This is a genomic window from Pelomonas parva (assembly GCF_043555835.1).
In the GTDB taxonomy this organism is placed as follows: domain Bacteria; phylum Pseudomonadota; class Gammaproteobacteria; order Burkholderiales; family Burkholderiaceae_C; genus Pelomonas; species Pelomonas parva.
This window is the reverse complement of sequence record NZ_JBIGHV010000004.1, coordinates 561,382-586,714: the sequence shown is the minus strand read 5'-3', so window position 1 is coordinate 586,714 and position 25,333 is coordinate 561,382. Positions and strand designations below refer to the sequence as shown.

Below are 25,333 nucleotides of genomic sequence, written 5' to 3'. Positions count from 1 at the left end.
GCTCAGAATTTGAACGACGTGTCGATGCTGTCCAGCGCTTCCTTGAACTGCTGGCGGGCGCTGCGGATGACGCGTGCGTCCTGCGTCTGCAGCGCCGCCTCGAAGGCGCCCAGCCAGTCCTGCAGCATCGCGCGGTCGTTGCCCAGGCGGTCCTCGAACAGGCGCTTGGCGCGCTCGATCTGGTAGCGGTTGTCCTGCTCGTCGCGCGGGTGGCGCTTCAGCGCCTGCAGGCGTTCGCGCGTGGCGGCGAGTTCGGTGGGGGTGAGGCGCGCGCCCTGGCTCTCGATGATCAGCTCGTGGCGCTGGCCGCCGGGCGTCTCGTGGGCCTCGACCTCGAGCAGGCCGTTGGCGTCGTAGGTGAAGCGCACTTCCACGCCCGCCTCGCCCGCCGGCACGGGCTTCAACGGGATCTCCAGCTTGCCCAGGCTCAGGTTCTCCGAGCCCACCGGCGACTCGCCCTGGCGCACGTCGATGAGGATCTGGCGCTGCTGGTCGGCCACCGTGTGATAACGCTCCACGCGCGACACCGGCACCGGCGTGTTGCGCTCGATGATGGGCGAGAAGCGGTCGGCCATGAAATGGCCGTTGACCTGGGCCGCCGCGATGATGCCCAGCGAATACGGCATCACGTCGGTCAGCACGACATCGTCCAGCGCCGCGTCGCGCGCCTTCAGGCCGGCCTGCACACCGGCGCCCATGGCAATGGCGAGGTCGGGGTCGAGTTTGCGCAGCGGCAGGCGCTGGAACAGGCGCGTGACGAGCTTCTGCACCATGGGCATGCGAGTCGCGCCGCCCACCAGCACGACCTCGGCCAGGCCTGCGGGGTCGAGTTGGGCATCGGCCAGCGCGCGTTCGATGGGGCGGCGCAGGCGCTGCAGCAGTTCGGCCGAGGCAGCCTCGAAGTCGGCGCGGCTCAGCGTCGCGGCCAGCGTGCGCTCGCGCCAGACGGTGCTGACCTCCACACTGTCGCGCTCGCCCAGGTCGCGCTTGGCCTGCTCGGCCAGGCGCCACCACGTCTCGCCCTCGAACCAGGCCTGGCGCTCCTCGGTGCTGAGCGTCTCGCACTGCCTGGCAAAAAGCTGGGCGATGACGCGGCTGAAGTCCTCGCCGCCCAAGCGCGTGTCGCCGGCGCTGGCGCGCACCTCGACGACGCCGTCGAAATACTCCAGCACCGACACGTCAAAGGTGCCGCCGCCCAGGTCGAAGATCAGGAAGCTGCTGTGCTCGGGCCGTTCCTGCAGCCCGTAGGCCAGGCCGGCGGCCGTGGGTTCATTGAGCAGGCGCTCGACCTTCAGCCCGGCGATCTCGCCGGCCGTTCGGGTCGCACGGCGTTGCGCTTCGTTGAAGTAGGCCGGCACGGTGATGACGGCCTCGGTCACGGGCTCGCCGAGGAAGGCCTCGGCATCGGCCTTGATCGTCTGCAGCACGAGGGCCGACAGCTCCTCGGCGCGCAGTTCCTTCACCTGCGCACCGCTGCGCAGCGTGATCTTCTTGTCGCTGCCCATCCAGCGCTTGAAAGCCAGCGCCGTGGACTCGGCATGCAGGCCGGCGCGCTCGCGGGCGGCCAGGCCCACCAGCGTGTGGCCCTGGTCGTCGAGCGCCACGGCAGACGGCGTCAGAAAGTCGCCGTGGGCATTGGGGATGAGGACGGACGCGCCGTCGCGAAACACCGCCGCCGCGCTGTGCGTGGTGCCCAGGTCGATGCCCAGGATCATTGAAGAAGCCTCCCGTTGAAACGGGCGCAAGGGTAGCTCAGGGCTTGGGCTTGATCAGCTTCGGATGCCACTCGTTCACCGCCAGCAGCGCCGCCGAGCCGAAGTGCTTGTGCAGCTCGGCCACCATCTCGCCGTTGACGATGACGGGGTCGGTCTCCACGGCCTTGCGGGCGGCCTCCAGGTCGGCGGTCGCAAAGATGAACAGGCCGCGCAGGCCGTCCTTGCCGTCCAGCGGGCCGGCGTACACCAGCAGGCCCTCCTTGGCCAGCCGCGTCATGTTGGCGAAATGGCCCTGGAACATCTCGGTGCGCGCCGGGCCGTCGGGCATGCGCTTGGGGCCGGTCTTCAGCAGCACGAAGGTGTAGGGGCGCAGGCCCTGCTCGTTGGCGCCCCAGGAATGAGCCTTGGCGGCGTCGTAGGTGGGTGCGGCCTCCTGGGCCTGGGTGGTCAGCGTGCAGAGCAGGGCAAGGGCGCAGGCGGCGAGCTTCATGGGGTGGTGGCGTGGCGGTCGTGGTGCGAGGATTGAACCGCACCGAGCCTTTCAGGAGACCACGATGAAACCCACCCCGCCCGGCTGGCCCCGCCTGGCGACGGCGCTCTACTGCGACGACGCACGCGAGGCCATTGCCTGGTATGCCCAGGCTTTCGGCTTCGAGCTGCAGATCGTTGTGGACGGACCTGGCGGCAGCGTCGCGCACAGCGAGCTGCGCTATGGCGAGGCCATCATCATGGTGGCTGACAGCAGTGCCGAGCGCGACGCCCGCTTCGGCGTCGCTGGCCGCAGCCCGCGCGCGGCGGGCGGCGCCAACACGCAGAGCCTGATGCTCTATGTCGACGATGTCGACGCCCATTGCGCCCGGGCCCGCGCGGCCGGCGCACGCGTGACCTATGAGCCCGCGGACAGCGACCACGGCCCCGAGTACTGGTGCGACCGCACCTATGCCTGCGTGGACCCGGACGGGCATCTGTGGTGGTTCTCGCAGCGGCTGCGCAACCCGCCTGACAGCGACTGAGGGTCACGGCCTTGTCATAGCGCCTGCAAATCCGCTCGACATGATGGGCGCCTCAGAGGAGCCGTCATGTCCCAGCCCGTCGTTGCCCCAGCCAAGACCGATGCCGCCCGCCTGCTGCTGGCCGGCCCGCGCGGCAGCCTGCCCGTGCCGTTGCGCATGTTGTTGATCAGCGTGGACGGCCAGCGCGGAGAGGCGGAACTGCTCGTCATTGCGCGCTCGCTGGGCCTGGATTCGCGAGCACTCGCCACGTTGCGCCGCCAAGGCCTGGTCACCCAGCGCGCCGCCGCAGCACCCGCCCCGGTGCCTGGGGACGCCGCCGCCGACCTGCGCCGCCTGATGCGCGCCAAGATGTTTGCGCTGGACCTGGCCAGCCGCATGCTGGCCGGCCGTGATGCCGAGCTGCGCGCCAGCGCCCGCGAGGTGGACAGCGAGTCGCGCTTCCTCGACTGGCTGGCCGACGCCTCCGCGCGAATCGAGGCGGTGGCCAGCGCCGAGCGGGCCGTTCTGTTTCGCGAGCGCGTGGCGGAAGCGGCTGTTTGACCGCGCCGCTGCCGGGTCAGGCGGCGGCAAGTTCTGCGGGCTGCGCTGACCTGTGCAGCAGCGCTTGCCGCACGAGATGGTCGGCGTCGCGCGCCACACCTGAAAACCGGCCCGACCCCCAGGTGTGCAGCCACGGCAGGCCGATGAAGTACAGGCCCGGCACGGCGGTCACGCCGCGCTGCTGGATCGGGTGCCCCCGGCCGTTGAACACGGGCGCGTCCAGCCAGCGGAAGTCGGGCGTGAAGCCGATGCACCAGACGATGCTGGCGATGCCGGCGTCGCGCAGGGATAGGGTCTCTCTCTCCTCGGCCGGCTGCCATACCGGCTCGTAGACGCCGCCCGGCGGGGCATCCAGGCCGCTGGCCTCGATGTAGCGGTCAATCGACGCGTTGATGCCGTTGTAGGTGCGGTCGGCCCGGTCCAGCGACTCACGCAGGCCGGTCGCGAAGCGCAGCGTGTCGCGGTCGTCATCCAGGCCGGTGAGCACGCCGTAGAGCGCCATGCCTTCGCTGGCGAAGCGCCGCAGGTCGATGTCGCGCCCGCCGTCGCGGCCGGTGACGTAGTGGTTGGTGTTGTCGCGCACGCCCTCGCGCAGCGGGTGCTGGCCCACCGGCATCTCGTAGTAGCCCATGTCGGCCAGCCAGTCCACCACGTCGCGGCCCCGGTAGAAGCGGGCGCAGCGTGGCGCATCGCCCACCGCCAGCACCACCTCGCGACCGGCGAGGTGCAGGTCCTCGGCGATCTGGGCGCCGCTCTGGCCGGAGCCCACCACCAGCACCTTGCCGGGCGGCAGCTGCGCGGCATTGCGGTATTGCGCAGAATGGACCTGCATGATCTGCGGCGGCAGCCGCTCGGCCAGGCGCGGCACGATGGGCTCGTGATAGCCGCCGGATGCAACGACGACCTGGCCGGCCGTGCATTCGCCTTCGCTCGTGCGCACAAGAAAACCGCCTTCGGCCAGCGGCTTCACCAGCTCCACCGCCACGCCTTCGCGCAGCGGCGCGTTCACGTGGGCGCGGAAGGCGTCGAGGTATTGCAGGATCTCGTCCTTCTTCATGAAGCCGTGCGGGTCGGGGCCTGCGTAGGGGTGACCCGGCAGCTGGCACTGCCAGTTGGGTGTGACCAAGCAGAAGTTGTCCCAGCGCTGGGTCTTCCACACGTGCATGGCGCGGTGCTTCTCGAACACGATGTGCTGCACGCCTTGGGCCGTTAGGCCGTGGCTGACCGACAGGCCGGCCTGCCCGCCGCCGACGATGACGACTTCGTGGTGAATGGGTTGCTTCATCGATGTCTCCTTGGGATGAGTTCAGGCCGGCTCGAACGACACCACGCGCACGCGGGCATCGGCTGCAAAGGCGGCGGCGCGCGCCTCGGTCTGCAATAGCTGGTCGCCGGCGCGCGAGCAGGTGAAGCCGAACTTGGCCTGCACCCGCTCGTTGGCGATGCGTGTGGCCTCGCGCACGCGGGTTAGCAGCTCGGCCAGCGGGTAGTCGTCGCCGGGGCGCAGGTAGTCCTGGATGATCAGCGAGGGCGAGTAGCAGAGGGTCTCGCTGGCGTCGGGCCAGCGGAGGCGGTAGTGCATGGCGGGCATGGCGTGCTCAGAGGCAAAAGGACAGGGTGTGGTTCTGCACATCGGGTGATGTGCTCAGCGCGCGCCGGTACCAGGCCTCGTGCACGGCGGCGCTGCGCTCCCACGAGTGGGCGACGCTGACCGGCGGCGGTGTCGTCAGCCTGGGCATGCGCGCTGCGGTCTGCAGGCCGGCGGCGATGGAGGCGATGTCCTCCGGGTTGCACAAGGCGACGCTCGGCGTGTCGTGCAGATGCTCGGTGAAGGGCGGGCGGTTGGATACCAGCACCGGCGTGCCGCAGGCCAGCGCTTCCAGCGCGACGAGGCCGAAACCTTCGACCAGCGAGGGCATGGCCAGCACGTCGGCGCGGCGCATCAGCGCGGGCAAGGCCTCGTCGGGCAGCGGGCCGGTGCGCAGCACGGGCTGGCCGGGGCCCTCGGCCAGGCCCAGCTCGGCGAGCGCCTGCTGCCAGGCCATGCGCGCGGCGATGTGGTCCAGCATGCTGGCGCCGCCGGCGATGACGAGGCGCGCGTCGGCCCAGGCCGGGTCGTCGCGGCGCAGCCGGGCGAAGGCGTGTAGCAGGCGCACCGTGTTCTTGCGCTCCTCCACGCCGCCCACCAGCAGGCAGACCGGACCGCCGGCTTCATCCAGCCCCAGCTCGCTCAGGCGCTGCGCGTCGCCCGCATCGGCGGCGATGCGATAGCGGCCGAGGTCGACGCCGTTGAACACGCGCTCCGCCGTCACGCCAAAGTGCTCGCGAAAGTGCGCGCACCAGGTATTGCTGACGCAGGCCACGCCGTCGGCCGAGCGCCAGGCGAACTCCTGCCACCGGTTGAGCGTGTCCTGCGCGAAGACGTCCAGGTGATGCACGGTGCGCAGCCAGCGCGGCAGTGGCAGGCCCTGGGCGCGCAGCAGCGCCAGCGCATTGCCGCTCAGGCTGTCCTGCGCATGCAGCAGGTCGAAGCGGCCGGCCTGCAGCAGCGCCGGCAAGGCCTGCACCAGCGCGTCGATGCGCTGGCTCACCTGCTGCACGAGGTCACCGCCGAGCACCGGCAGGCGGATGACCTGGACCGGAAACGCCGTCGTGCGGAACAGGGACTCGCCGCGCTCCGCCGACGCGATCACCGTCACGCGGTGGCCGCGCCGCTGCAGCGCGCCGGCCAGCTCCAGCGTGTGGATGACGCCGCCACGCGGGCGCACGGAATGGGTCAGCAGCGCGATGTTCATGCGGCGGGCCTTTGCTGGACGACGGGCGCCGCGCCGATGAAGGGCTCGGCGCCCAGATCCCACAAGGTCGTTCGTGCCTCGCCGAGCTGCAGCGTGAGCCGGCTGCCGGGTTGCACGGTGCCGATGTCGGCGCAGGCAATGCCGTTCGACTCGAATACTTGCTGTATGGCTGCGGCTTGAGGTTCGCGCACGCTGAGCAGGTAGCCGTAGCTCGGGAAGGCGCTGAGCCAGCGCAGGTGGGCGTCGAACGCGCCGTTCTCGTGCCAGCCGGGTGTGCCGGCCGGCAGCGGCAGCCGCGCCAGGTCCACATGCGCGCCAACGCCTGAACACTCCAGCAGCATCAGCAGCGTGCCCAGCACGCCGGCCATGCTGATGTCCTTGCCGGCGTCGCACAGGCCGGCCTCGGCAATCTGCGGCAGCAGCGCCAGGTCGGCGCGCAGGCGCTCGGGCGGGGCGGCCGTCGATGCGTTCCAGAACGGCTGGCCGTCCTGCCACTGCCCGCGCAGGTCGATGGCCATCAGGATGCGGTCGCCCGGCTGCGCGCTAAAGCTGCTGATCAGCCGCCGGGCGCGCCCCAGCACGGCCACGGCCAGCTGGCCGGCCCCCGCGCGCAGGTTGCTGTGGCCGCCCACCAGTGGCACGCCGTAGCGCTCGCAAGCGCTTTGCATGCCGGCCAGCAGCTGCTGCGCCACGTCGGCGTCGCCGGCCCACAGCGCATCCACCACGGCCACCGGCCGGCCGCCCATGGCGGCGATGTCGCTGAGGTTGACCATCACGCCGCTGTAGCCGGCGAACCAGGGCGTCGCGGTGACGAAGTCCTGCATCAGCCCCTCGATGGCCAGCAGCAGATGGCCGTCGCCGGTGGGGTCGGGCAGCACCGCGCAGTCGTCGCCGTTGGGGACTGTCGTGATGCCGGCAATGCCGCTGAGCTGCGGCAGTACCGCCGCGATGTCGCGCTTGTGGCGAAAGCCGCGGCTGTTGCGCAGTGCGTCGGCGAGTTGGGCCAGATGCGTCATCGCCTAACCCTGAGTGAGCACAAAGCCCGCATAAGGCGTCGTGCACGGCGGGTAGTGCGCCAGCGAGGCGCGCATCAGCGCGTGCGGCTTGCCGTGCAGCTCAAGCTGTTCCAGCGACTGCCAGTGCAGCCGCTCGAACAGCGGCACGTTCTGCCCCTGCACATGGGCGAGAAATTCTTCGCAGCCGAGAGCGTGCGCGCTGGTCACGGCCAGACGGATCAGGCTGGTGCCCAGGCGCTTGTGCGTGCGCCAGTCGGCCCGCACGGCCAGGCGCGAGCCCCACCACACGCCGGGCGCGGCCTGGTGGATGCGCACCGTGCCGATCACCTCGTCGGCCTCGCCGGCCAGGCAGGTGACGGCAACGAGGGAACGCGTGCTGGGCTCGCGGTCGATGGCATCCGCGTCGTCGTGCGCGAACAGCGCCTGTTCCTCGCAGAACACCTGCCGGCGCAGCGCCAGCGCCTCGCGCGCCATCCACGGGTCGCTGGCCCACTGGATGCGGAACTCCTGCGGTGTGTACGACGCATCAAGCTCGCACCAGGGCTGAGAGTGGAGGGTGTGGAGTTGCATGGTCAGGCCGCCAGCGGCGTCTCGTAGCGCGACAACGTCGAGCAGGCGGCGCAGCGGCCGCAGCCCGCCTTGATGTCACCGGCACGCAGGCCGGCGTCGGCCACCAGCCGGCCCAGCGGCTCCAGCACGCTGCGCATGAACTCGGCATCGGGGGCAGGGCGGTCTTCCAGCGGCGTGCCGCTGATCGGCACGAAGGGCACGACGAAGGGATAGACGCCGAGCGCCAGCAGACGCTCGCTGGTGGCCAGCAGCAGCTCGGCGCTGTCGCCCAGGCCGGCCAGCAGATAGGTGCTGACCTGGCCGCGGCCGAACACGTCGACGGCCGCGCCGAACGCGTCCCAATAGCGCGCCATCGGCACCTCGGCCTTGCCGGGCAGGATTTGGCGCCGCAGGTCGTCGCCGATGACTTCCAGGTGCATGCCCAGCGTGTCGACACCCGCGTCCTTCATGCGCTGGAACCATGCATCGGTGTCGGGCGGTTCGCACTGCGCCTGCAGCGGCAGGTCCACCGCTGCGCGGATGGCCTCGGCGCTGTCGCACAGCACTTTCGCACCCCGGTCCGGCGTAGGCGGCGTGCCGGTGGTCATCACCATGTGCTTCACACCGTCCAGCTCGACGGCGGCCTGGGCCACCTCGGCCAGCTGTGCCGGTGTCTTGTGCGCAATCGTGCGGCCTGCCGCGAGCGACTGGCCGATCGCGCAGAACTTGCAGGCCTTGCGCCGGCTCTCGTAGCGGATGCAGGTCTGCAGCACCGTGGTGGCCAGAACGTCAGCGCCGTGTAGCGTGGCGATCTGCGAGTAGGCGATGCCGTCCGCCGTGCTGCGCGAATAGAAGCGCGGCTGGCGCGGGAAGCTGACGCTGGCAATCGGGATGCTGCCCCGGCGCAGCACGCTGCGGCCGTCCGGCCCGGGCGCATCGGCGACAAAGGGCGAGCTGAAGGCGGTATGCGTGTGCACCGGCACCATCAGCGTCACGCCGTCCACCGTCACGGCCTTGTGGTCCGACGGGCCGGCGCCGCCGCGGCGGCTGGCGGCGCCGGCACCGGGGTCGAGCAGCCGCAGGCCTTGCGACTGCAGCTCGGTCATCAGCGCGCGCGAGGCCGCGGGCAGCGCCAGGGCTTCAGTCATGGGGTGCTCCTTCGGGCAAGGGGAGGGTGGCTTCTTGCGCGGCGGCGCCGGGCCAGGGCAGCGTGGTGCTGTTGGCGTCCCGGCGGATCGCCAGGCTCAGCAGCTCGGGCCGCGCGTAGTGGCCCACCGAATCCATCATTCGCTTGCGCTTGGCGATCAGCGCCATGTCGAGGTCGGCAATCACCAGGCCCTCGCCTTCGGTCAGCGGCTCCGCGAGGTACTTGCCCTCCGGCGAAATGATTGCTGTGTGGCAGCCCCCGCGCAGCGCCCCCTGCAGCTTCTCGTCGGCCGTGATGGCGCGCACTTGCTCCTCGCGCAGCCAGCCCGTCGCGTTGACGACGAAGCAGCCCGCCTCCAGCGCGTGGTGGCGGATGGTCACGCCCATCTGGTCCGCAAAGATCTGGCCCACCAGCGAGCCGGGGAACTGCGCGCAGTGGATCTCCTCGTGCTGCGCCATCAGCGCGTAGCGGGCCAGCGGGTTGTAGTGCTCCCAGCAGGCCAGCGCGCCGACGCGGCCCACGCGCGTGGCCACGGTCGTCAGGCCCGCGCCATCGCCCTGGCCCCAGACCATGCGCTCGTGATACGTCGGCGTGATCTTGCGGCGCTTGAGCAGCAGGCGGCCGTCGGCGTCGAAGATCAGCTGCGTGTTGTAAAGGCTGCCGTGGTCGCGCTCGTTGACGCCCAGCACGATCACCATGCCGGCCTCCCGCGCTGCGGCCGAGACCGCGTCGGTCATAGCCCCCGGCACGGTCGGTGCGCGCTCCATCAGCAGCAGGTGGGCCGGGCCTTGCTGCACCGGCGGCTGCACGAAGGAGAAATAAGGGTAGTAGGGCAGCAGCGTCTCGGGGAAGACGATCAGCTCCACGCCCTTGCGCGAAGCCTCGCGCACGGTCTCCAGCACGCGGGCGAGCGTGCCGTCGGCGCTGTCCAGATCGGGGGAGATCTGGGCGGCGGCGGCGCGGACCGTCTTCGGCGCCGGCATCACAGGGTCCAGGTGTCGATGATGACCGCGCCGGCCTTCTTGTGCAGCAGCACCACGTCCAGCACGTCCAGCGGGTTGATCGGCCGGATGCCTTCGATCAGCGCGCCTTCGCCGTGGCCGTACAGCGCCTGCAGCGCAAAGCGGCAGGCGTAGACCTTGCCGCCCTCGGCGATGAACTTGGTGATCTGCTCGTTGAAGTTCTGGTGGCCGGGGAAGGCTGCGTCGCCCAGCTTGGGAAAGCCGCGCTTCACGCCCAGCGTGACGCCGGGGCCGTAGAGCAGGATGGAGGTGTCGTAGCCCTTGCGTTGCAGCCTTGTCGCCTGCAGCAGGTTGACGAAGCCGATGGAGCCTTCGAAGGCCACGGTGTGGAAAGTCACCAAGGCCTTCTCGCCGGGCTCGGCCTTGACGTCCTCAAACACCTTCTCTTCGTAGTCGACCAGGAAATCGCCCTTCTGGGCGGCGGGGTGGGTGACCTTGGGCATGGGAGTCCTCTTGGGTTGCGGTGGAGCCGGCTGCCGTGGGGTGAAAGCGCGCCGGACAGTCGCTTCATTGCGAATCACATGCCATGGGGTGCAGCTGCCGGGCGATCAACATGCGATCAAACGGGCGTCGCGGCCGGGTGGAGGGTTGCGGACGTGCAGGCGCGGCGGCCGGCGGCGCGCACCGCAACGCAGCAGGGCCATGCAATCAATGCACCCGATCAATGGCCGGTGTGCAACGCGGGGGCCCCGCTGCGACGGAGCAAACCCGTCAAATCAGCCCGTGCGACAGGCACACTGGGCCATGCCTTTCACGCACTGGATCGCCCGCATCCGCAACAGCGGGCTGCCGGCGTACCAGCTCATTCCCGAGCTGATTGCCGAGGATCTGCAGCAGGGACGGCTGGTGCCGCGCGAACGCCTGCCGCCGCTGCGCGCGCTGGCCAGCACGCTGCAGCTGAACTACACGACCGTCGTGCGCGGCTTTGCGCAGGCGCGGGAGCGCGGGCTGATCGCATCGCGCCCCGGCATGGGCTCGTATGTGCGCGGCTCCTTCATCGGCCTGCCGCTGCGCGCCGGCACGGGCGCCGAGATGACGATGAACATGCCGCCCGAGATCGAGGACCACCCCGCCATGCAGGCGCTGCAGGCAAGCGGCGCTGAGGCCGTCGCGCAGACGCCGCTGCACGACCTGATGCGCTACCAGGACTTCGGCGGCACCGCCCATGACCGCGCGCTGGCCGCCCACTGGCTGGCGCAGTGGGTGCCCGACGCGGCGGTGGAGCGCGTGCTGATCGCGCCCGGCATCCATGCGGTGCTGCTCGCGCTCGTGTCCCTGCTCGTCAAGCCCGGGCAGAGCCTGTGCGTGGAGAGCCTGGCCTACCCGGGCATGAAGGCGATTGCGGCGCAGCTGGGCACGCAACTGCTGCCGTTGGCGATGGACGAGCGCGGCCTCATCCCCGAGGAGTTCGAGGCGGCTTGCAAGAGCACGCCGGTGGGCGCGCTCTACCTGTGCCCCAACCTGCATAACCCCACCACCGCCACGCTGCCCATCCAGCGCCGCGAGCAGATCGCCGACATTGCGCTGCGCTACAGCGTGCCCATCATCGAAGACGACGCCTACGGCATGCTCCCCGCCGCCACGCCGCCCGCGCTGGCCGACTTTGCGGGTGCGGTGACCTACTACGTCAGCGGCCTGTCCAAGTGGCTGGGTGCGGGCGTGCGCGTGGCCTATGTGCTGTCACCGACGGTGGCGGCGCACCAGCGCCTGGCCGGCGCGCTGCGGGCGACGACGGTGATGGCGTCCCCCTTCATCAACGCCGTCGTCTCGCGCTGGCTGGAGCAGGGGCACGCCGCCCAGGTGCTGGCGGCCGTGCGCACCGAATGCGGCTGGCGCAGCGCGCTGATGCGGGAGCGGCTGGGCGCGTTCGGCGTGCACACGCAGCCCAACGGCTTTCACTGCTGGCTGCCGCTGCCCGAGGCCGCCGGCCCCGAGTCCTCGGCCAGTGCGATAGCGAACGCGCTGCGCGAGCTGGGCATTGCCGCCGTGGCCGCCAGCGCCTTCTGCACCGACCGGCAGCCGCCCGAAGGCCTGCGCCTGTGCCTGGGCGGCGGGCTCAACCGGGATGACTGCGGGCGGGCGCTGCAGGCGGTGGTGGCGGCGTTGGGTGGGCGAGCGGCGGGCTGAGGCAAGCGTGCGCCCACAGCGCGCCAGCCCACGGCCACTGCCGCCCCTTGTGACAGACCTGCCTGCCGGCAGCTTTCGATCCTGAGTCGACTTTCGCGTCGCGCGCAGCCCGCATCAGGCCGGCGTTCCAGGCGTCTTCATCGGCAGGTCCTGGAAGTCGCCGAGCCTGGCGGCCACCAGTTCGATGAAGGCCGACACGGCGGAGGGCAGGTGCCGGCGGCTGGCGTACACCAGGTGCACACCATGGCCCTTTCGGGTGAACTGCGGCAGCACCGGCACCAGCAGACCGGCCCGCAGTTCCCGCCGCGTCATCGTCGACGGCAGCAGCGCAATGCCCAGCCCGGCCAGCGCGGCCTTGCGCAGCACCTGCACGGTGTTGCCGCTGAGCCGGCCCGCCACCTGCACTTCGGCGTCGCTGCCGTCCTGCGCTGACAGCTGCCAGGTCGCACGTCCGCTGGGGTGTGCGAAGACCAGGCAGTCGTGGGCGGCGAGGTCCTGCAAGGTCGCTGGCGTGCCACGCGCTGCGATGTAGGCCGGACTGGCCACCAGGCCATCCAGCCCGGCGTCCAGCACCCGGCGCGCGATGAGGCTGGAGTCTTCCAGGACACCGCCGCGGATCGCGACATCGATGCGGTCGGCAATCAGGTCCGCACTCGCATCGCTGAGCACGAAGTCCACGCGAACCTGCGGGTGCTGGGCCAGGAAGTCGACGAGCCATTCCATCGGGAAAAAGTCGAAGAAGTCGGCCGGTGCGGCCACTCGCACCAACCCGCTGGGCGCTTCGTTGCCGGACATCAAGGCCTGGCCCGCGTCGACCAGGCCTTCCACCGCGTCGGCGCAGCGGTCATGGAAATCCTGCCCTGCACTGGTCAGCGACAGCTTGCGCGTGGACCGCTGCATCAACCGCGTGCCCAGCTGCGCTTCGAGCTGCTGCACCCGGCGGCTCAAGGTATTGGGCGGGATGCCCAGGCGCCGCGCGGCCTCGGCAAAGCTGCCGTAGCGCACGACATGCACGAAGACGGCGACATCGTTGAGGTCGAGCATGGCACGATTAATTTCAAAGTTGGACGAGTGCAATCCGATTGTGCCGGCTAGTCGCGCAAAGCTGACGTTTCTAAGCTTCGGCCATCGAATCAACACAGCCAGCCGATGTCCTCCACTCCCACCACCGAAGTCCCTGCCGCGCTGGCGAATGCCAGCCGCGCGGTGGTGCACCGCACCCGGGGCCGCACGCACGGACCCGTCACCCGCCTGATGAGCCCTGGCGACCTGGGCCAGAGCCTCAAGCCCTTCATCTTCCTGGACCTGGTGAACTTCAATGCACAGCATGGCCAGACGCGCTTCGGCATGCACCCGCACTCCGGCATCGCCACGCTGACCTTCATGGCCCAGGGCGACGTGCGCTATGCCGACAGCACCGGCCAGGCCGGTGTGCTGCCCGCAGGTGGCGTGGAATGGATGCAGGCCGGCGGCGGCGTGTGGCACACCGGCGAACCGGTGGGCGACCAGCCCGGTCAAGGGTTTCAGCTGTGGGTGGCGCTGCCCGCCGCGCTGGAAAGCGCACCGGCATTCAGCCGGTATCTGGCGCCGTCCGACGTGCCGCAGGTGGGCCCGGCGCGGGTGCTGCTGGGCCGCTACGGCACGGCGCGCAGTGCTGTCGAGGCGCCGTCAGAGATGACCTATCTCTCGGTGACGCTGGCGCAGGGTGAACGTTGGCGCTACACGCCGCCTGCCGGGCACACCGTGGCCTGGGTGGCGGTGGCCAGCGGGCGGCTGCGGGCCGGCGAGCCCATTGCGACCGGCGAGCTCGTCAGCTTCGCCCCGTCAGAAACAGCCATCGACTTCATCGCAGACGCCGACACGCGCTTCGTGCTGGGCTCTGCCGTGCCGCACCCGCATCCGCTGGTGATGGGCACGTACTCCGTGCACACCAGCGCCGCCGCGCTGGCGCGTGGCGAAGCCGAGATTCGCCGCATCGGGCCGAGCCTGCGGGCTGCAGGCCTGCTCGGCTGACTGACGACGCGCAGGCGTCAGCAAGCACCTGCGCAGCTCCCCCTGAACGTTTCCTCCAACCCCAACCCAACGAAAGACAACATCATGACCATCGGCATCATCGGTTCCGGCGCACTCGGCAGCAACGTGGCCCGGGCGCTCGCCAAGAAGGGCATTGCAGCCATCATTTCCACCCGCCGCGGCCCCGAGTCGCTGGCGCCGCTGGTGGCGGAACTGGGCGGCTCCATCACCGCCGGCACCGTCGCAGAAGCGGCCTCGGCCGACATCGTGCTGATCGCCGTGCGCTGGACCGACCTGGGCACCGCCCTGAAGGGTCTGCCGGCCTGGAACAACCGCATCGTCATCGACGGCACCAACCCCGTCGAGTTCCTGGACCCCAACTCGCCCGACGCCCAGGACCCGAGCAACCCGCTGGCCGCCTACGGCATCAAGGCCATCGATCTGGGCGGCCGCTCGTCGAGCGAAGTGGTCCGCGACATGCTGCCCGGCGCCCGTGTCGTCAAGGCACTGAACCACCTGGACGTGAACGTGCTGGCGCAGCCCGAGGCGTCCGGCGGCCAGCGCGTGCAGTTCTATGCCGGCGACGACGCCGACGCCAAGCAGGCCGTGCGCCAGGTGCTGGAAGCCATCGGCTACTTCCCGGTGGACCTCGGCTCGCTGGTGGCCGGCGGCCAGCTGTCGCAGTTGCCCTTTGGCAGCCTGTCTGCCACCAACTTCATCAAGATTTGAGCCTCGTATCGCAGGGCTGATGCGCGCTTGCTGCGTCAGTTCATCGCGCCAAGGGCCTCTACCGCCATCTCCGCCTCCAAGGATTCATCCATGAACACACCTATGAACGCAGACCAAAAGCAAAGCCTCGGCACGGGTACCGGCCGTCGGCAACTGATGACAGCAGCCACGTTGGCGATCGCAGCACTCGCTGCACCCGCGCAAGCCCAGAGCGTGGGCCAAGGCCCGACGGCATCGCAAGTGCTCAAGCGCGCCCTGGAGCTCTTTCTCGCCAAGGACATGAAAGGCTGGTCTGAGCTGTGCGACGAGAACGTCATCGTCGAGTTGCCGTTCTCGCCGGACCCCTCGGCCAGGAAGATCGTCGGCCGCGCAGCCATCTACGCCTTCCTGAAGGACTACCCGAAGGCCATCGACATCAAGTCCCTGCCGACGATGAAGATCCACGCCACCGATGGCCCCAGTGTGGCCATCGCCGAGTGGAGCGTCTCTGGCCGCGTGATCAGCAATGGCAACCCCTACGAGCTGAGCTACGCCACCGTGGTGACCGTCCGCAACGGGCTGATCGTCAACTACCGCGAGTACTTCAACCCGCAGGCCTTCATGGCGGCCATGAGCGGCGCCAAGTTCTGAAGTCTCCGAACGCCGAACCCTGCCGCGTGCACGCATGAACCGGGCAGCCACCCCCATCGTGGCGTGCACGCTCGCGCTGCTGAGCGCCTGCAGCAGCGTCCGCCCCGACTACAACGCGCCGCTGCAGACCGCTGCGCCGCAGCCCGGCTACCGCATGCGGGCCCTGCCCGCCACGCCGGAGAACGGCAACGCCCTCTTCGTGGCGACCTCGTTCTCGGGCGGCGGTGCGCGAGCCGCGGCACTGGCCTACGGCGTGTTGCAGGCGATGCGCGAAACCACCGTCGAACTCGACGGCCGGCGCCGCAGCCTGTTCGACGAACTGGACATCGTCAGCGCGGTGTCCGGCGGCAGCCTGGCCGCAGGCTACCTCGCGATGAAGGGCGACGCGATGTTCCCCGCGTTCTTCGACCAGGTCCTGATGCGCGACCTCCAGTTGGCCTTCGTCGACGACTTGCTCGCGCCCCGTCAGTGGGGCTGGATGTTCTCGCCGCGCTTCGGTCGGGGCGACGTGCTCGCCGAGTTCCTGGACCGCGAGGTCTTCGAGGGCACGCGCTATGCCGATGTCCTGCGCCGGGGCAGCCGGCCCCTGGTGGTGATCGGCGCCACGGACATGTCCCAGGGCTCGCGCTTCGAGTTCCTGCAGGACCCGTTCGACCTGCTGTGTTCCGACCTCGGCAGCCTGAAGCTGGCCACGGCCGTGGCTGCGTCGGCGGCGGTGCCGATCGCGCTGTCGCCCATCACCTTGCGCAACCATGCCGCCCCTTGTCCGCACGTCGGCAACATCGACATGTACAGCCTGCTCGGCAACCGCCAACGTGCGCAGCTGACGCGCCAGACGATCAGCTACCTGGACAAGGCGCAGCGCCCCTACATCCACCTGCTGGATGGTGGCCTGTCAGACAACCTCGCCACGCGCGGCCCGCTGGAATCGGTGGCCGTGCGCGGCAGCCTGCGTGCGGTCGCCGAGGACGGCGGCCTGGAGGGCATGCGCTCGTTCGTGTTCATCGTCGTCAACGCCGAAGGTCAGGCGGGCAACGATGCCGATCGTTCAGCGGACGTGCCCTCGGTCTTTCGCGTCGCGCGGGCCGTGGCCGATATCCCGCTGGGCCGCTATTCCAGCGACTCGCAGGAGCAACTGCGTGAGGCACTCACGCGCTGGTCGCAGGAGCCGCCCGGCGCCGGCGACAGGCCACTGCGCACCTACTACATCGAGGTCAGCCTGCAGGCCGCAGGCCTCGAGCCCGAACTGCAAGACCTTGGCCGGCTGCCCACGGCGCTCAGCCTACCGCCAGCCGACATACGACGCTTGGTCGAGGCCGGTCGCCGCATCTTTCATCGATCACCGGAGCTGGCCGGGTTGCTGGAAGACTTGAAGCTGACCCAGTGAACTCGCCAACACGCCTGCTCATCGAACACACGTGCAGTGCCAGGCGCCACGATGGCGGCTGCGCTTGCGCGAAACGGTCTTTCGGAAATGACAGGCCGTGGCCGTGGCCGTGGCCGAGCGCTGAGCGCCGAGGCGATCACGCCGACCGACATCAGCCGCCCTCAGCCACCCCGCTTGGCCAGCACGGCCCGCGCCACCCGCGACACCGGCGGGCGGCCCAGCACGTTGGAGATGAAGGCGCCGGCGTCGACCAGCTTGTCCAGGTCGATGCCGGTCTCGATGCCGAGGCCGTTGAGCATGAAGACGACGTCCTCCGTCGCGACATTGCCCGTCGCGCCCTTGGCATAGGGGCAGCCGCCGAGGCCTGCCACGCTGGCGTGGAAGCTGTGGATGCCCAGTTCAATGCTGGCGTAGATGTTGGTGAGCGCCTGGCCATACGTGTCGTGGAAGTGGCCCGACACCTCGGCGACCGGGAAGTGCTTCAACGCCCGCTCCATCGCCGCCTGTACCTTGCGCGGCGTGCCCACGCCGATGGTGTCGGCGATGTCGATGGCGTCCACGCCGAGCGCGCGCAGCGGCTTGACGACGGCCTCGACCTGGTCGGCGCTGATGTCGCCCTCGTAGGGGCAACCCAGCGCGCACGACAGCGCCGCCCGCACCTTCACGCCAGCCGCATGCGCGCCTTCAATGACCGGGGCGAACCGCTCCAGGCTCTCGGCGATGGAGCAGTTGATGTTCTTCTGCGTGAAGGCCTCGCTGGCGGCGGTGAAGACGAGGATCTCGTCGGGCTTTGAGGCCAACGCCGGCTCCAGCCCCTTGAGGTTGGGCACCAGCACCGAATACCGCACATCGGCACGCCGGGCGATGGCCGCCATCACGGCGGTGTTATCGCCCATCTGCGGCACCCACTTGGGCGACACGAAGCTGGTGACCTCGATCTCCTTCAGGCCGGCGTCCTGCAGCAGCGCGACGAGCTGCGCCTTGTGCTCGGTGGAGACGTTCTCCTTCTCGTTTTGCAGCCCGTCGCGGGGGCCGACGTCGAGGAGCTTGACGTGAGCAGGGAGGGCCATGGCTCAGGCCTCCAGCTTGAGGAGTTCGGCGCCGTCGCCGACCTGGTCCCCGACCGCAAACAACAGCTCCGCCACCTTGCCGTCGCGCGGCGCGCTGATGGTGTGCTCCATCTTCATCGCCTCCATGACGGCCAGCGGCTGGCCCTTGGTGACGGTGTCGCCGGCACGGGCGAGGAAGGCGATGAGCTTGCCGGGCATGGGTGCCGTCAGCCGCCCGCCCTCGGCGGGGCCGTCGCCGGCGTGGGCGATGAGGTCCACCTCGGTCAGCACGGCGGAGCCGTTAGCGGCGAAGACGGCGACGCGCTCGCCCTGGGCGTAGGTCTTCACGCGAATGCGTTCCTCGCCGAGGAAGAGTTCATGCGTCTCGGAATCGCTCGACTGCACGGCGAACTCGATCTCCTCGCCTCCGATCGTCAGCGTCATGCCGCCCCGGTGGTGGCGCGACAGCAGCACCTCGTGGTGCGTGCCACCGGCCTCCAGGTCGAAGCGCCGCGTGGCCGAGCCGAACAGGCGCCAGCCATCGCGGGCGCTCCACGGGTCGGCGCCTTGGGTCGAGCCCTCGACGGCCAGCTTGTGCGCGACGACGGCGGCGGCGCTGATGCGCAGCGGCAGGCCCGGCTGGTCGAACAGCACGGCGCGCTCGCGCTCGATGAGGCCGGTGTCCAGGTCCGCGTTCGAGAACGACGCCGTGGCCGCACAGCGGCGCAGGAAGGCGACGTTGGTCTGCAGGCCGACGATGTGCGTGTCGCGCAGCGCCAGGTCCAGCCGGGCCAGCGCCTGCGCGCGGTCCTCGCCCCAGACGATGAGCTTGGCGACCATCGAGTCGTAGAACGGGCTGATGGCGTCGCCCTCGCGCACGCCGGCATCAATCCGGACGGTGCCACGCTGGAACGCGACGTGCGCTGGCCAGCGCGCCACGTCCAGCCTGCCGGTGGCGGGCAGAAAGCCGCCATCGGGGTTCTCCGCGCAGATGCGCGCCTCGATGGCGTGGCCCAGCATGCGCAGCTCGTGTTGCTTGAGCGGCAGCGGCTCGCCCGAGGCGACGCGCAGTTGCCACTCCACCAGGTCCTGGCCGGTGATCGCTTCCGTCACCGGATGCTCGACCTGAAGCCGCGTGTTCATCTCCATGAAATAGAAGCGACCGTCCTGTTCCGCAATGAACTCGACCGTGCCGGCGCCAACGTAGCCCACGGCCTTCGCGGCGGCCACGGCCGCCTCGCCCATCTGTGCGCGGCGCTCAGCCGTCATGCCCGGCGCGGGCGCTTCCTCCAGCACCTTCTGATGGCGGCGCTGCACGGAGCAGTCGCGCTCGAACAGGTAGACGCAGTCGCCATGCGAGTCGCCGAACACCTGGATCTCGATGTGGCGGGGCTTCTGCACATAGCGCTCGATCAGCACGGCGTCGTCGCCAAAGCTGTTGATGGCCTCGCGCTTGCAGGAGGCCAGCGCCGCGTCGAACTCGTCGGCGCTGTGGACCGCCCGCATGCCCTTGCCACCGCCACCGGCACTGGCCTTGATGAGCACGGGGTAGCCGATGCGCCCGGCCTCGCGCTTGAGCAGCGCGGAGTCCTGGTCGGCGCCGTGATAGCCCGGCACCAGCGGCACACCGGCCGCTTCCATCAGCCGTTTGGACTCCGCCTTCAGGCCCATCGCCAGGATGGCCGACGGCGGAGGGCCGATGAAGACGAGGCCGGCATCGGCACAGGCCTGCGCGAAGGCCTCGTTCTCGCTGAGGAAGCCGTAGCCCGGGTGCACGGCCTGCGCGCCCGTGGCCTGGGCGGCGGCGAGGATGCGCTGCCACTGCAGGTACGAGTCGCGCGGCGCCGGGCCGCCGATGTGGACGGCCTCGTCGCAGGCCTGCACATGCTGGGCGTCGCGGTCGGCGTCGGAATAGACGGCGACCGTCTGGATACCGAGGCGCTTCGCCGTTGCCGCCACGCGGCAGGCGATTTCACCCCGGTTGGCGATGAGGATCTTCTTGAACATTTCTTCTTGTCTCCGGTCTCGTGAACCTTCTACAGGGTTGTTCAGGCATGGCCAGGGTCACTGGCGCTGATGAAACGGGTCGGCGCCGGTCAGCCCGGCTTGCCTTCCTTCAGGCGCTTGCGGCGCGCCTCGTAGTCGTCGTAGGCCGGCGCGTTGCGCTTCTCGCAGGCGCGTTGCTCCTGGGCGTTGCCGAGATTGGCGCACTTCGCCTGCGCGATGTCCTGCACCTGGTCGTAGACGAAGGCGCAGCCGGACAGGGCGAGGACGGCGATCAACAGGAGGGCTTGCTTCATGTCAGTGTGTGCAGAGTTCGACTTTGGCCGCAGCGTCCGACGCCAGGCCCGATTCCGTCGAGCAGCGCATCCCCAACCGCTCCAGCAACGCGCGGTCCTTCTCGGCCTGCGGGTTGCTCGTCGTCAGCAGCTTGTCGCCGTAGAACATGGAGTTGGCACCGGCCAGGAAGCACAGCGCCTGCATGGTCTCGGGCATCTCCTCGCGGCCGGCGGACAGGCGCACCATGGCGCGCGGCATCGTGATGCGGGCGACGGCAATCGTGCGGATGAACTCCAGCGGGTCCAGCGGCGCCACGCCGGCCAGCGGCGTGCCTTCCACCTGCACGAGGTTGTTGATGGGCACGCTCTCGGGGTAGGGGTCCAGGTTGGCAAGCTGGGCGATCAGGCCGGCGCGCTGGCGGCGCGTCTCGCCCATGCCGACGATGCCGCCGCTGCAGACCTTCAGGCCTTGCTGGCGCACGCGGTCCAGCGTGTCCAGGCGGTCTTGATACGTGCGCGTCGTGATGATCTGGCCGTAGAACTCGGGCGCGGTGTCGAGGTTGTGGTTGTAGTAGTCCAGCCCCGCTTCCTTCAGCTGTTCGGCCTGGCCGTCTTCCAGCATGCCGGCCGTCAGGCAGGTCTCCAGGCCCAGGGCCTTCACTTCGGAAATCATCTCGCCGATGGCTTCCAGGTGGCGCGGCTTGGGCGAACGCCAGGCGGCGCCCATGCAGAAGCGCGTCGCGCCGTTCTGCTTGGCGGCGCGGGCGGCTTCCATGACCTCCTGCAGCGGGATCAGCTTCTCGGCCTTCAGGCCGGTGTCGAAGTGGGCCGACTGCGGGCAGTAGGCGCAGTCCTCCTCGCAGCCGCCGGTCTTGATGGACAGCAGCGTGGACAGCTGCACCGCGTTGGCATCGAAGTGCTCGCGGTGCACGGTCTGTGCGCGGAACAGCAGGTCGTTGAAGGGCAGCTCGAACAGCGCCGCGATCTCGCTCACGGTCCAGGGCTTGGCCTGGCGGCGGTCGGCGTCGGCGGTCGGGGTGAGGGTCTGGATCTGGTTCATGCGGTGAGCAATGCTGAGATGTCTAGACAGGCTGGCGCGGCCAGCGGGTCGGAAAGTCGAGGCAGGTGGCCGAGGCGGGGTGCTTTCAGGCCGGCCTGGAGCGAGGCGAGATTGTCGGCGACATGTGGCTGGTGCGGGTCGACGGTGTTGGCGACCCAGGCAGCCAGCCTCAGGCCCCGGGCGCGGATGGCCTCGGCGGTCAGCAGCGCATGGTTGATGCAGCCCAGGCGCAGGCCCACGACGAGGACGATGGGCAGGCCCAGGTCGACGGCCAGGTCAGCGGTGTCCCAGGTGCCGCTCAACGGCACGCGAAAGCCGCCGACGCCTTCGACGAGGGCGAGGTCGGCGCGTGCTGCCGTGGCGCGGATGGCGGTCAGCAGCGGTTCACGCTCGATGCTGCGACCTTCGAGTCGGGCGGCGATGTGCGGCGCACAGGGCTCGCGGAATTGCAGCGGGCCGATGTCGGCGTCGGCCAGGTCGAGGTTCTGAGCCGCGAGCAGCGTCGCCACGTCCTCGTTGACCCAGCGGCCATCGACGAACTCTTGACCAGCCGCCAGGGACTTGATTGGCGCGACGCGCAACCCATGCGCGGCGAGGGCACGGGTCAGCGCGGCGGTGACGAAGGTCTTGCCGATCTCGGTGTCGGTGCCGGTGATGAAGAAGCCCTTCACGCAGCCCGCTCCTGTGCTGAAGCGGCGCGTTCCATCGCGCTCAGCAACTCGTCCACATCGGCCGCCGTGTGCGTGCCGCACAGCGTGATGCGCAACCGCGCCGTGCCGGCGGCAACCGTGGGCGGGCGGATGCCGGGCACGCGCAGGCCTGCACTCTCCAGCGCGGCGGCCAGGGCCATGACCTCGGCGTTGCCGCCGACGATGAGGGGCTGTATGGGCGTGGCCGAGTCGGTCAGTTGCCAGCCTAGGCGCGGGTGGTGGTCGATGAGTGACTTCAGGCCGTCGCGCAGGCGGGCCTGAAGCGCGACGAGGTTGGCGCGGCGCTGCCTGCCGACGGTCCCATCGATGAGCGCGAAGCTCGTCAGCAGCGCATGCTCGATGGCCGGCGGCGATGCGGTCGAGAAGATGAAGTTGCGGGCGGACTGCAGCAGGTAGTCGACGATGGTGGCGTGGGCCGCGACGAAGGCGCCGGCCAGGCCGGCGGCCTTGCCCAGCGTGCCAACGAGGATCAGGCGTTCGCTGTGCAGGCCGAAGTGCTCCAGCGAGCCGCGACCGCGCTCGCCCAGCACGCCAAAGCCGTGGGCGTCGTCGACGATGAGCCACGCGTCGAACTGCTCGGCCAGCGCCAGCAGGCCGGGTAGCGGCGCTAGGTCGCCGTCCATGCTGAAGACGGCGTCCGTGACGATGAGCTTGACCTTGGCCGTGCTGGCCGACAGCAGTGCGCGCAGGCCCGCCACGTCGGCATGGCCGTAGCGCGTGACCTTGGCCTTCGCGAGCCGTGCCGCGTCGATCAGCGACGCATGGTTGAGCTGCTCCGAAAAGATCTCGGTGTGCTCGTCACCCAGCGTCGTGACGACGGCGAGGTTGGCCATGTAGCCGGTGCAGAAGCCAAGCGCACGCGCCTGCGGGATGTGCGGCGCATACCAGCGGGCCAGCGTGTCGGTGACGGCCTCGTGCGCGGCGCTGTGGCCGCTGACCAGCGGCGACGCGCCCGAGCCGCCACCCCACAGCCGCGCGCCTTCGGCTATTCCCGAGGCGATGGCGGGCTCTGCGGCCAGGCCCAGGTAGTCGTTGGAACAGAACATCAGCAGCTCGCGGCCGTTGATGGTCTGGCGGGGTGCGGTTCGAGAGTCGGCGCGGCGCAGGCTGCGGGTCAGGCTCTGCGCGGCGAGGGCGTTGAGCTTGGTGCTCAGGTGATCAAGCAAGGACATCGTTCAAGGTCTTCGACACGGCATCGGCCAGGAAGGCCGCAGTCGCGTCGTCGATCAGGTAGGGAGGCATCAGGTAGACGGTCGAGCCGATCGGGCGGATCAGCAGCTCGCGTTCGCGCGCGGCGAGGTGGAAACGTTCGGCAAAGCGCGGGGGCGCATCGGGCACATCGAAGCCCAGGATCATGCCGCGTTGGCGCAGGTGGGTCACACGCGACGTGAGCGGCGCAAAGGCGCGGGTCAGCGCTTCGGCTTGCACGCGGTTCGCATCGAGTTGCCCAGCATCGAAGCGATCCAGCACCGCATTGGCCGCCGCGCAGGCAAGCGGGTTGCCGGTGTACGAATGCGAATGCAGAAAGCCTCGCGTCACGTCCTCGCTCCAGAAGGCGGCGAACACGTCGTCCGTTGTCAGCACCAGCGACAGCGGCAGCGTGCCGCCAGTGATGCCCTTGGACAGCAGGATGAAGTCGGGCCACTCGGCGCCTGTCTGTTCCCACGCGAAGAAGGTCCCGGTGCGGCCGCAGCCCACGGCAATCTCGTCGGCAATCAGATGCACGCCGAACTCGCGCGTCAGCTCGCGCAGGCCCTTCAGGTAGGCCGGCGAATACATGACCATGCCCGCCGCGCCCTGAATCAGTGGCTCGACGATGACAGCGGCTATTGAAGCGTGGCGCTCGGCCAGCAGCGTGCGCATCGCTGCCAAAGCCTCGGCCTCGTTGCCCAGCCGCCCATCAGGCGACGCGACGATGTGCGCCCGCATCAGCAGCGGGTCGTAGGCGTCGCGGAAGACCTGCACGTCGGTCACGCTCAGCGCGCCCAGCGTCTCGCCGTGATAGCTGTTCTTGAGGCAGACGAACTCGCGCTTTTCGGGTCGACCCCGGTTCTTGAAGGAATGAAAACTCTGCTTCAGCGCGATCTCGACGGCGCTGGCGCCATCGCTGCCGAAGAACGCGTGGCCTAGCACCCCGCCGGTGCGGGCAGACAGGCGCTCGGCCAGCCGCACGGCGGGCTCATGCGTGCAGCCGGCCAGCATCACGTGCGGCAGCGTGTCCAACTGGGCCTTGATCGCATCATGCAGAGGCTTGTCGCTGTGGCCGAACAGGTTGACCCACCACGACGAGTTGGCGTCGAAGTAGCGCCGGCCGTCGGTGTCGAACAGCCAGGGGCCGTCGCCGCGGGCGATGGGCAGGGGCGGCACATCGGCCAGGCGGGCCATCTGCGTGCAGGGGTGCCAGACGGCGGCGCGGCTGCGCTCTTGGAGAGAAGTCATGCGGGGGAGGGGCGGCGCACGCGGCGGACCAGCGCGCGGATGAACTTGAAGCAGAACCAGATCAGCGTGGCCATGACGACGAGCGCCAGCGCCAGCAGCGGGAAGAAGACGAAGGGATGCGCCCAGGCCAGCCACAGCATCGTCGGCACGGCCAGGTCGCCGGCCAGCGACAGGCCGAGGTTGGAAAAGGGTTCGGGCGAGGTGTTGGCCGCCGCGCGCGTGCTGGCCTTGGCCGCATGCGCCGTGGCGGCCAGGCCGCCGCCCAGCAGCGCCGCGACCACGCCCCAGGCCGTGCCGTGGTCGCCCGCCCAGCCGCTCACCAGCCCGGCCACGAGGGCCGCTCCGGCGGGGATGCGAATCAGCGTGTGCAGCGCATCCCAGGCGCTGTCGACCAGCGGGATCTTGTCGGCCAGGAACTCGACCAGCGCCATGAAGCCCGCGCAGCCCATGACCAGCGGCGACGCCAGCACCTGCAGCCCCGGCGGCAGCGGCACCCAGCCGAAGTGCCCGGCGATGCCGACCAGCAGCACGGTCAAGTACAGCCGCAGGCCACTGGCCCAGCCGAGGGCGGCGGCGAGGGCGATCAGCTGAATGGCGTCGATGTTCGTCATGGCAGGCGCGGCCGAAAACCCGGCACCGTCGCGTTGAACAGCGCCGCCGCCTCCTGCCGGCCGGGCTGGCAGACCATGGAGAAGCTCAGGATCTTGCGCGCGGTGACATAGCCCAGGTAGAGGTGCACAGGCTCGCCCTCGGCATCCGCGACGAAGGACATCTCCAGCCCGCCGCCGCCGGTGCGCGGCTTGACGTCGCGCAGCAGCACCTGCAACGGCGCCTGGCTGGCTGCGCGGATGGCGTCGATGCGGCTGTCGACGCATTGCTCGGCCAGCGCCTGGGCCTGGTCGTCGGGGATGTCGAAGAAGTCCACGGCGATGACGATCACGGCGCCGTCGTCGTCGGACTGGAAGGTCAGCGAGTTGTCTTCGTCGGTCGGAACTTCGCGCCACTTGGGCGCCAGGTCGAGCAGGAACTCCGAGTAGGCGCGGGACTGCCGTTCCTGCGGCCGCGGGGCCGGTGGCGCCGTCAGCGAGAAGCTGTAGTTGAGGATGGCCATGG

At 69.8% G+C, this 25,333-nt stretch carries 27 protein-coding genes; 7 read left to right on the top strand and 20 right to left on the bottom strand.

Annotation, left to right across the window (positions count from 1 at the left end; translation table 11 throughout):
* Positions 1-2: 2 nt before the first annotated feature.
* A complete protein-coding gene (locus tag ACG00Y_RS13455) occupies positions 3-1,715 on the bottom strand; it encodes an Hsp70 family protein (RefSeq protein WP_394479566.1) in 1,713 nt (570 codons plus the stop codon).
* A 37-nt stretch (positions 1,716-1,752) separates the two neighbouring features.
* A complete protein-coding gene (locus ACG00Y_RS13450) occupies positions 1,753-2,205 on the bottom strand; it encodes a YciI family protein (RefSeq protein ID WP_394479564.1) in 453 nt (150 codons plus the stop codon).
* A gap of 64 nt (positions 2,206-2,269) precedes the next feature.
* Here ACG00Y_RS13450 and ACG00Y_RS13445 point away from each other — a divergent pair, with 64 nt between their 5' ends.
* Both ACG00Y_RS13445 and ACG00Y_RS13440 read left to right on the top strand, forming a co-directional pair.
* Positions 2,270-2,728: a VOC family protein gene (locus ACG00Y_RS13445; protein WP_394479562.1), complete on the top strand. Its 459-nt coding sequence runs from the start codon at positions 2,270-2,272 to the stop codon at positions 2,726-2,728.
* A gap of 66 nt (positions 2,729-2,794) precedes the next feature.
* Positions 2,795-3,268 carry a hypothetical protein gene (locus ACG00Y_RS13440; protein WP_394479560.1) on the top strand — a complete coding sequence of 158 codons (474 nt, stop codon included), beginning with the start codon at positions 2,795-2,797 and terminating at the stop codon, positions 3,266-3,268.
* Between the two features lie 16 nt (positions 3,269-3,284).
* Here ACG00Y_RS13440 and ACG00Y_RS13435 read toward each other — a convergent pair whose 3' ends face one another.
* From ACG00Y_RS13435 to ACG00Y_RS13400, 8 genes are read right to left on the bottom strand one after another with little or no spacing between them, the layout of a single operon-like run.
* A complete protein-coding gene (locus ACG00Y_RS13435) occupies positions 3,285-4,553 on the bottom strand; it encodes an MSMEG_0569 family flavin-dependent oxidoreductase (protein WP_394479559.1) in 1,269 nt (422 codons plus the stop codon).
* 21 nt (positions 4,554-4,574) lie between these two features.
* Positions 4,575-4,850, bottom strand: coding sequence for an MSMEG_0570 family nitrogen starvation response protein (locus tag ACG00Y_RS13430; protein ID WP_394479557.1), 276 nt, complete (start codon positions 4,848-4,850; stop codon positions 4,575-4,577).
* 16 nt (positions 4,851-4,866) lie between these two features.
* Positions 4,867-6,063 carry an MSMEG_0565 family glycosyltransferase gene (locus ACG00Y_RS13425; RefSeq protein WP_394479556.1) on the bottom strand — a complete coding sequence of 399 codons (1,197 nt, stop codon included), beginning with the start codon at positions 6,061-6,063 and terminating at the stop codon, positions 4,867-4,869.
* The gene (locus tag ACG00Y_RS13420) at positions 6,060-7,079 is read right to left on the bottom strand and encodes a sll0787 family AIR synthase-like protein (RefSeq protein ID WP_394479554.1); all 1,020 of its coding nucleotides are present in this window, start codon (positions 7,077-7,079) and stop codon (positions 6,060-6,062) included. The genes ACG00Y_RS13425 and ACG00Y_RS13420 overlap by 4 nt, the downstream gene beginning before the upstream one ends.
* A gap of 3 nt (positions 7,080-7,082) precedes the next feature.
* Entirely contained in the window at positions 7,083-7,649 is a 567-nt protein-coding gene (locus ACG00Y_RS13415; protein ID WP_394479552.1) for an MSMEG_0567/Sll0786 family nitrogen starvation N-acetyltransferase, read from the bottom strand.
* A gap of 2 nt (positions 7,650-7,651) precedes the next feature.
* Positions 7,652-8,776: an MSMEG_0568 family radical SAM protein gene (locus ACG00Y_RS13410; RefSeq protein ID WP_394479550.1), complete on the bottom strand. Its 1,125-nt coding sequence runs from the start codon at positions 8,774-8,776 to the stop codon at positions 7,652-7,654.
* Positions 8,769-9,758: a Nit6803 family nitrilase gene (locus ACG00Y_RS13405; protein ID WP_394479548.1), complete on the bottom strand. Its 990-nt coding sequence runs from the start codon at positions 9,756-9,758 to the stop codon at positions 8,769-8,771. The genes ACG00Y_RS13410 and ACG00Y_RS13405 overlap by 8 nt, the downstream gene beginning before the upstream one ends.
* Complete coding sequence (locus tag ACG00Y_RS13400; RefSeq protein ID WP_394479546.1) at positions 9,758-10,240, bottom strand: MSMEG_0572/Sll0783 family nitrogen starvation response protein; 483 nt, start codon at positions 10,238-10,240, stop codon at positions 9,758-9,760. The genes ACG00Y_RS13405 and ACG00Y_RS13400 overlap by 1 nt, the downstream gene beginning before the upstream one ends.
* Before the next feature lie 301 nt (positions 10,241-10,541).
* Between ACG00Y_RS13400 and ACG00Y_RS13395 the strand changes: the two genes are divergently transcribed.
* Positions 10,542-11,924, top strand: coding sequence for an aminotransferase-like domain-containing protein (locus ACG00Y_RS13395; protein WP_394479544.1), 1,383 nt, complete (start codon positions 10,542-10,544; stop codon positions 11,922-11,924).
* A gap of 114 nt (positions 11,925-12,038) precedes the next feature.
* Here the strand turns inward: ACG00Y_RS13395 and ACG00Y_RS13390 are convergent, their stop codons facing one another.
* Entirely contained in the window at positions 12,039-12,968 is a 930-nt protein-coding gene (locus ACG00Y_RS13390) for a LysR family transcriptional regulator (protein ID WP_394479542.1), read from the bottom strand.
* 105 nt (positions 12,969-13,073) lie between these two features.
* On the opposite strand from ACG00Y_RS13390, the gene ACG00Y_RS13385 reads away from it, so the two are divergent.
* The 4 genes from ACG00Y_RS13385 to ACG00Y_RS13370 all read left to right on the top strand — a co-directional run bounded on the left by ACG00Y_RS13385 (position 13,074) and on the right by ACG00Y_RS13370 (position 16,683).
* A complete protein-coding gene (locus ACG00Y_RS13385) occupies positions 13,074-13,937 on the top strand; it encodes a pirin family protein (protein WP_394479540.1) in 864 nt (287 codons plus the stop codon).
* An 84-nt stretch (positions 13,938-14,021) separates the two neighbouring features.
* A complete protein-coding gene (locus ACG00Y_RS13380; RefSeq protein ID WP_394479538.1) occupies positions 14,022-14,666 on the top strand; it encodes an NADPH-dependent F420 reductase in 645 nt (214 codons plus the stop codon).
* A 102-nt stretch (positions 14,667-14,768) separates the two neighbouring features.
* Entirely contained in the window at positions 14,769-15,296 is a 528-nt protein-coding gene (locus ACG00Y_RS13375; protein WP_394479536.1) for a nuclear transport factor 2 family protein, read from the top strand.
* Between the two features lie 34 nt (positions 15,297-15,330).
* On the top strand, positions 15,331-16,683 hold the full coding sequence (locus ACG00Y_RS13370) for a patatin-like phospholipase family protein (protein WP_394479534.1): 1,353 nt from the start codon (positions 15,331-15,333) through the stop codon (positions 16,681-16,683).
* Between the two features lie 161 nt (positions 16,684-16,844).
* Here ACG00Y_RS13370 and ACG00Y_RS13365 read toward each other — a convergent pair whose 3' ends face one another.
* The 9 genes from ACG00Y_RS13365 to ACG00Y_RS13325 all read right to left on the bottom strand — a co-directional run bounded on the left by ACG00Y_RS13365 (position 16,845) and on the right by ACG00Y_RS13325 (position 25,331).
* Positions 16,845-17,753: a hydroxymethylglutaryl-CoA lyase gene (locus ACG00Y_RS13365; protein WP_394479532.1), complete on the bottom strand. Its 909-nt coding sequence runs from the start codon at positions 17,751-17,753 to the stop codon at positions 16,845-16,847.
* A gap of 3 nt (positions 17,754-17,756) precedes the next feature.
* Positions 17,757-19,739: an acetyl/propionyl/methylcrotonyl-CoA carboxylase subunit alpha gene (locus ACG00Y_RS13360; RefSeq protein ID WP_394479530.1), complete on the bottom strand. Its 1,983-nt coding sequence runs from the start codon at positions 19,737-19,739 to the stop codon at positions 17,757-17,759.
* Positions 19,740-19,828: 89 nt separating this feature from the next.
* Entirely contained in the window at positions 19,829-20,032 is a 204-nt protein-coding gene (locus tag ACG00Y_RS13355) for a hypothetical protein (RefSeq protein WP_394479528.1), read from the bottom strand.
* 1 nt (position 20,033) lies between these two features.
* Positions 20,034-21,071 carry a biotin synthase BioB gene (gene bioB, locus ACG00Y_RS13350; RefSeq protein ID WP_394479527.1) on the bottom strand — a complete coding sequence of 346 codons (1,038 nt, stop codon included), beginning with the start codon at positions 21,069-21,071 and terminating at the stop codon, positions 20,034-20,036.
* Positions 21,068-21,742, bottom strand: coding sequence for a dethiobiotin synthase (gene bioD / locus ACG00Y_RS13345; protein WP_394479525.1), 675 nt, complete (start codon positions 21,740-21,742; stop codon positions 21,068-21,070). Before bioD ends, bioB begins: the two co-directional genes overlap by 4 nt.
* Entirely contained in the window at positions 21,739-22,953 is a 1,215-nt protein-coding gene (locus tag ACG00Y_RS13340; RefSeq protein WP_394479523.1) for an 8-amino-7-oxononanoate synthase, read from the bottom strand. The genes bioD and ACG00Y_RS13340 overlap by 4 nt, the downstream gene beginning before the upstream one ends.
* Positions 22,940-24,220 (bottom strand): adenosylmethionine--8-amino-7-oxononanoate transaminase, encoded by a 1,281-nt coding sequence (gene bioA / locus ACG00Y_RS13335; protein ID WP_394479521.1) that lies wholly within the window; start codon positions 24,218-24,220, stop codon positions 22,940-22,942. Before bioA ends, ACG00Y_RS13340 begins: the two co-directional genes overlap by 14 nt.
* Positions 24,217-24,831 carry a DUF4126 domain-containing protein gene (locus ACG00Y_RS13330; RefSeq protein ID WP_394479519.1) on the bottom strand — a complete coding sequence of 205 codons (615 nt, stop codon included), beginning with the start codon at positions 24,829-24,831 and terminating at the stop codon, positions 24,217-24,219. Before ACG00Y_RS13330 ends, bioA begins: the two co-directional genes overlap by 4 nt.
* Complete coding sequence (locus tag ACG00Y_RS13325) at positions 24,828-25,331, bottom strand: hypothetical protein (RefSeq protein ID WP_394479518.1); 504 nt, start codon at positions 25,329-25,331, stop codon at positions 24,828-24,830. The genes ACG00Y_RS13330 and ACG00Y_RS13325 overlap by 4 nt, the downstream gene beginning before the upstream one ends.
* Between the last annotated feature and the right edge of the window lie 2 nt (positions 25,332-25,333).

What these genes read in the sequence shown, in the direction of transcription:
- ACG00Y_RS13455 (WP_394479566.1), bottom strand. Translation starts at nt 1,715, where the DNA reads ATGATCCTGGGCATCGACCTGGGCACCACGCACAGCGCGGCGGCGGTG.
- ACG00Y_RS13450 (WP_394479564.1), bottom strand. Translation starts at nt 2,205, where the DNA reads ATGAAGCTCGCCGCCTGCGCCCTTGCCCTGCTCTGCACGCTGACCACC.
- ACG00Y_RS13445 (WP_394479562.1), top strand. Translation starts at nt 2,270, where the DNA reads ATGAAACCCACCCCGCCCGGCTGGCCCCGCCTGGCGACGGCGCTCTAC.
- ACG00Y_RS13440 (WP_394479560.1), top strand. Translation starts at nt 2,795, where the DNA reads ATGTCCCAGCCCGTCGTTGCCCCAGCCAAGACCGATGCCGCCCGCCTG.
- ACG00Y_RS13435 (WP_394479559.1), bottom strand. Translation starts at nt 4,553, where the DNA reads ATGAAGCAACCCATTCACCACGAAGTCGTCATCGTCGGCGGCGGGCAG.
- ACG00Y_RS13430 (WP_394479557.1), bottom strand. Translation starts at nt 4,850, where the DNA reads ATGCACTACCGCCTCCGCTGGCCCGACGCCAGCGAGACCCTCTGCTAC.
- ACG00Y_RS13425 (WP_394479556.1), bottom strand. Translation starts at nt 6,063, where the DNA reads ATGAACATCGCGCTGCTGACCCATTCCGTGCGCCCGCGTGGCGGCGTC.
- ACG00Y_RS13420 (WP_394479554.1), bottom strand. Translation starts at nt 7,079, where the DNA reads ATGACGCATCTGGCCCAACTCGCCGACGCACTGCGCAACAGCCGCGGC.
- ACG00Y_RS13415 (WP_394479552.1), bottom strand. Translation starts at nt 7,649, where the DNA reads ATGCAACTCCACACCCTCCACTCTCAGCCCTGGTGCGAGCTTGATGCG.
- ACG00Y_RS13410 (WP_394479550.1), bottom strand. Translation starts at nt 8,776, where the DNA reads ATGACTGAAGCCCTGGCGCTGCCCGCGGCCTCGCGCGCGCTGATGACC.
- ACG00Y_RS13405 (WP_394479548.1), bottom strand. Translation starts at nt 9,758, where the DNA reads ATGCCGGCGCCGAAGACGGTCCGCGCCGCCGCCGCCCAGATCTCCCCC.
- ACG00Y_RS13400 (WP_394479546.1), bottom strand. Translation starts at nt 10,240, where the DNA reads ATGCCCAAGGTCACCCACCCCGCCGCCCAGAAGGGCGATTTCCTGGTC.
- ACG00Y_RS13395 (WP_394479544.1), top strand. Translation starts at nt 10,542, where the DNA reads ATGCCTTTCACGCACTGGATCGCCCGCATCCGCAACAGCGGGCTGCCG.
- ACG00Y_RS13390 (WP_394479542.1), bottom strand. Translation starts at nt 12,968, where the DNA reads ATGCTCGACCTCAACGATGTCGCCGTCTTCGTGCATGTCGTGCGCTAC.
- ACG00Y_RS13385 (WP_394479540.1), top strand. Translation starts at nt 13,074, where the DNA reads ATGTCCTCCACTCCCACCACCGAAGTCCCTGCCGCGCTGGCGAATGCC.
- ACG00Y_RS13380 (WP_394479538.1), top strand. Translation starts at nt 14,022, where the DNA reads ATGACCATCGGCATCATCGGTTCCGGCGCACTCGGCAGCAACGTGGCC.
- ACG00Y_RS13375 (WP_394479536.1), top strand. Translation starts at nt 14,769, where the DNA reads ATGAACGCAGACCAAAAGCAAAGCCTCGGCACGGGTACCGGCCGTCGG.
- ACG00Y_RS13370 (WP_394479534.1), top strand. Translation starts at nt 15,331, where the DNA reads ATGAACCGGGCAGCCACCCCCATCGTGGCGTGCACGCTCGCGCTGCTG.
- ACG00Y_RS13365 (WP_394479532.1), bottom strand. Translation starts at nt 17,753, where the DNA reads ATGGCCCTCCCTGCTCACGTCAAGCTCCTCGACGTCGGCCCCCGCGAC.
- ACG00Y_RS13360 (WP_394479530.1), bottom strand. Translation starts at nt 19,739, where the DNA reads ATGTTCAAGAAGATCCTCATCGCCAACCGGGGTGAAATCGCCTGCCGC.
- ACG00Y_RS13355 (WP_394479528.1), bottom strand. Translation starts at nt 20,032, where the DNA reads ATGAAGCAAGCCCTCCTGTTGATCGCCGTCCTCGCCCTGTCCGGCTGC.
- bioB (WP_394479527.1), bottom strand. Translation starts at nt 21,071, where the DNA reads ATGAACCAGATCCAGACCCTCACCCCGACCGCCGACGCCGACCGCCGC.
- ACG00Y_RS13340 (WP_394479523.1), bottom strand. Translation starts at nt 22,953, where the DNA reads ATGTCCTTGCTTGATCACCTGAGCACCAAGCTCAACGCCCTCGCCGCG.
- bioA (WP_394479521.1), bottom strand. Translation starts at nt 24,220, where the DNA reads ATGACTTCTCTCCAAGAGCGCAGCCGCGCCGCCGTCTGGCACCCCTGC.
- ACG00Y_RS13330 (WP_394479519.1), bottom strand. Translation starts at nt 24,831, where the DNA reads ATGACGAACATCGACGCCATTCAGCTGATCGCCCTCGCCGCCGCCCTC.
- ACG00Y_RS13325 (WP_394479518.1), bottom strand. Translation starts at nt 25,331, where the DNA reads ATGGCCATCCTCAACTACAGCTTCTCGCTGACGGCGCCACCGGCCCCG.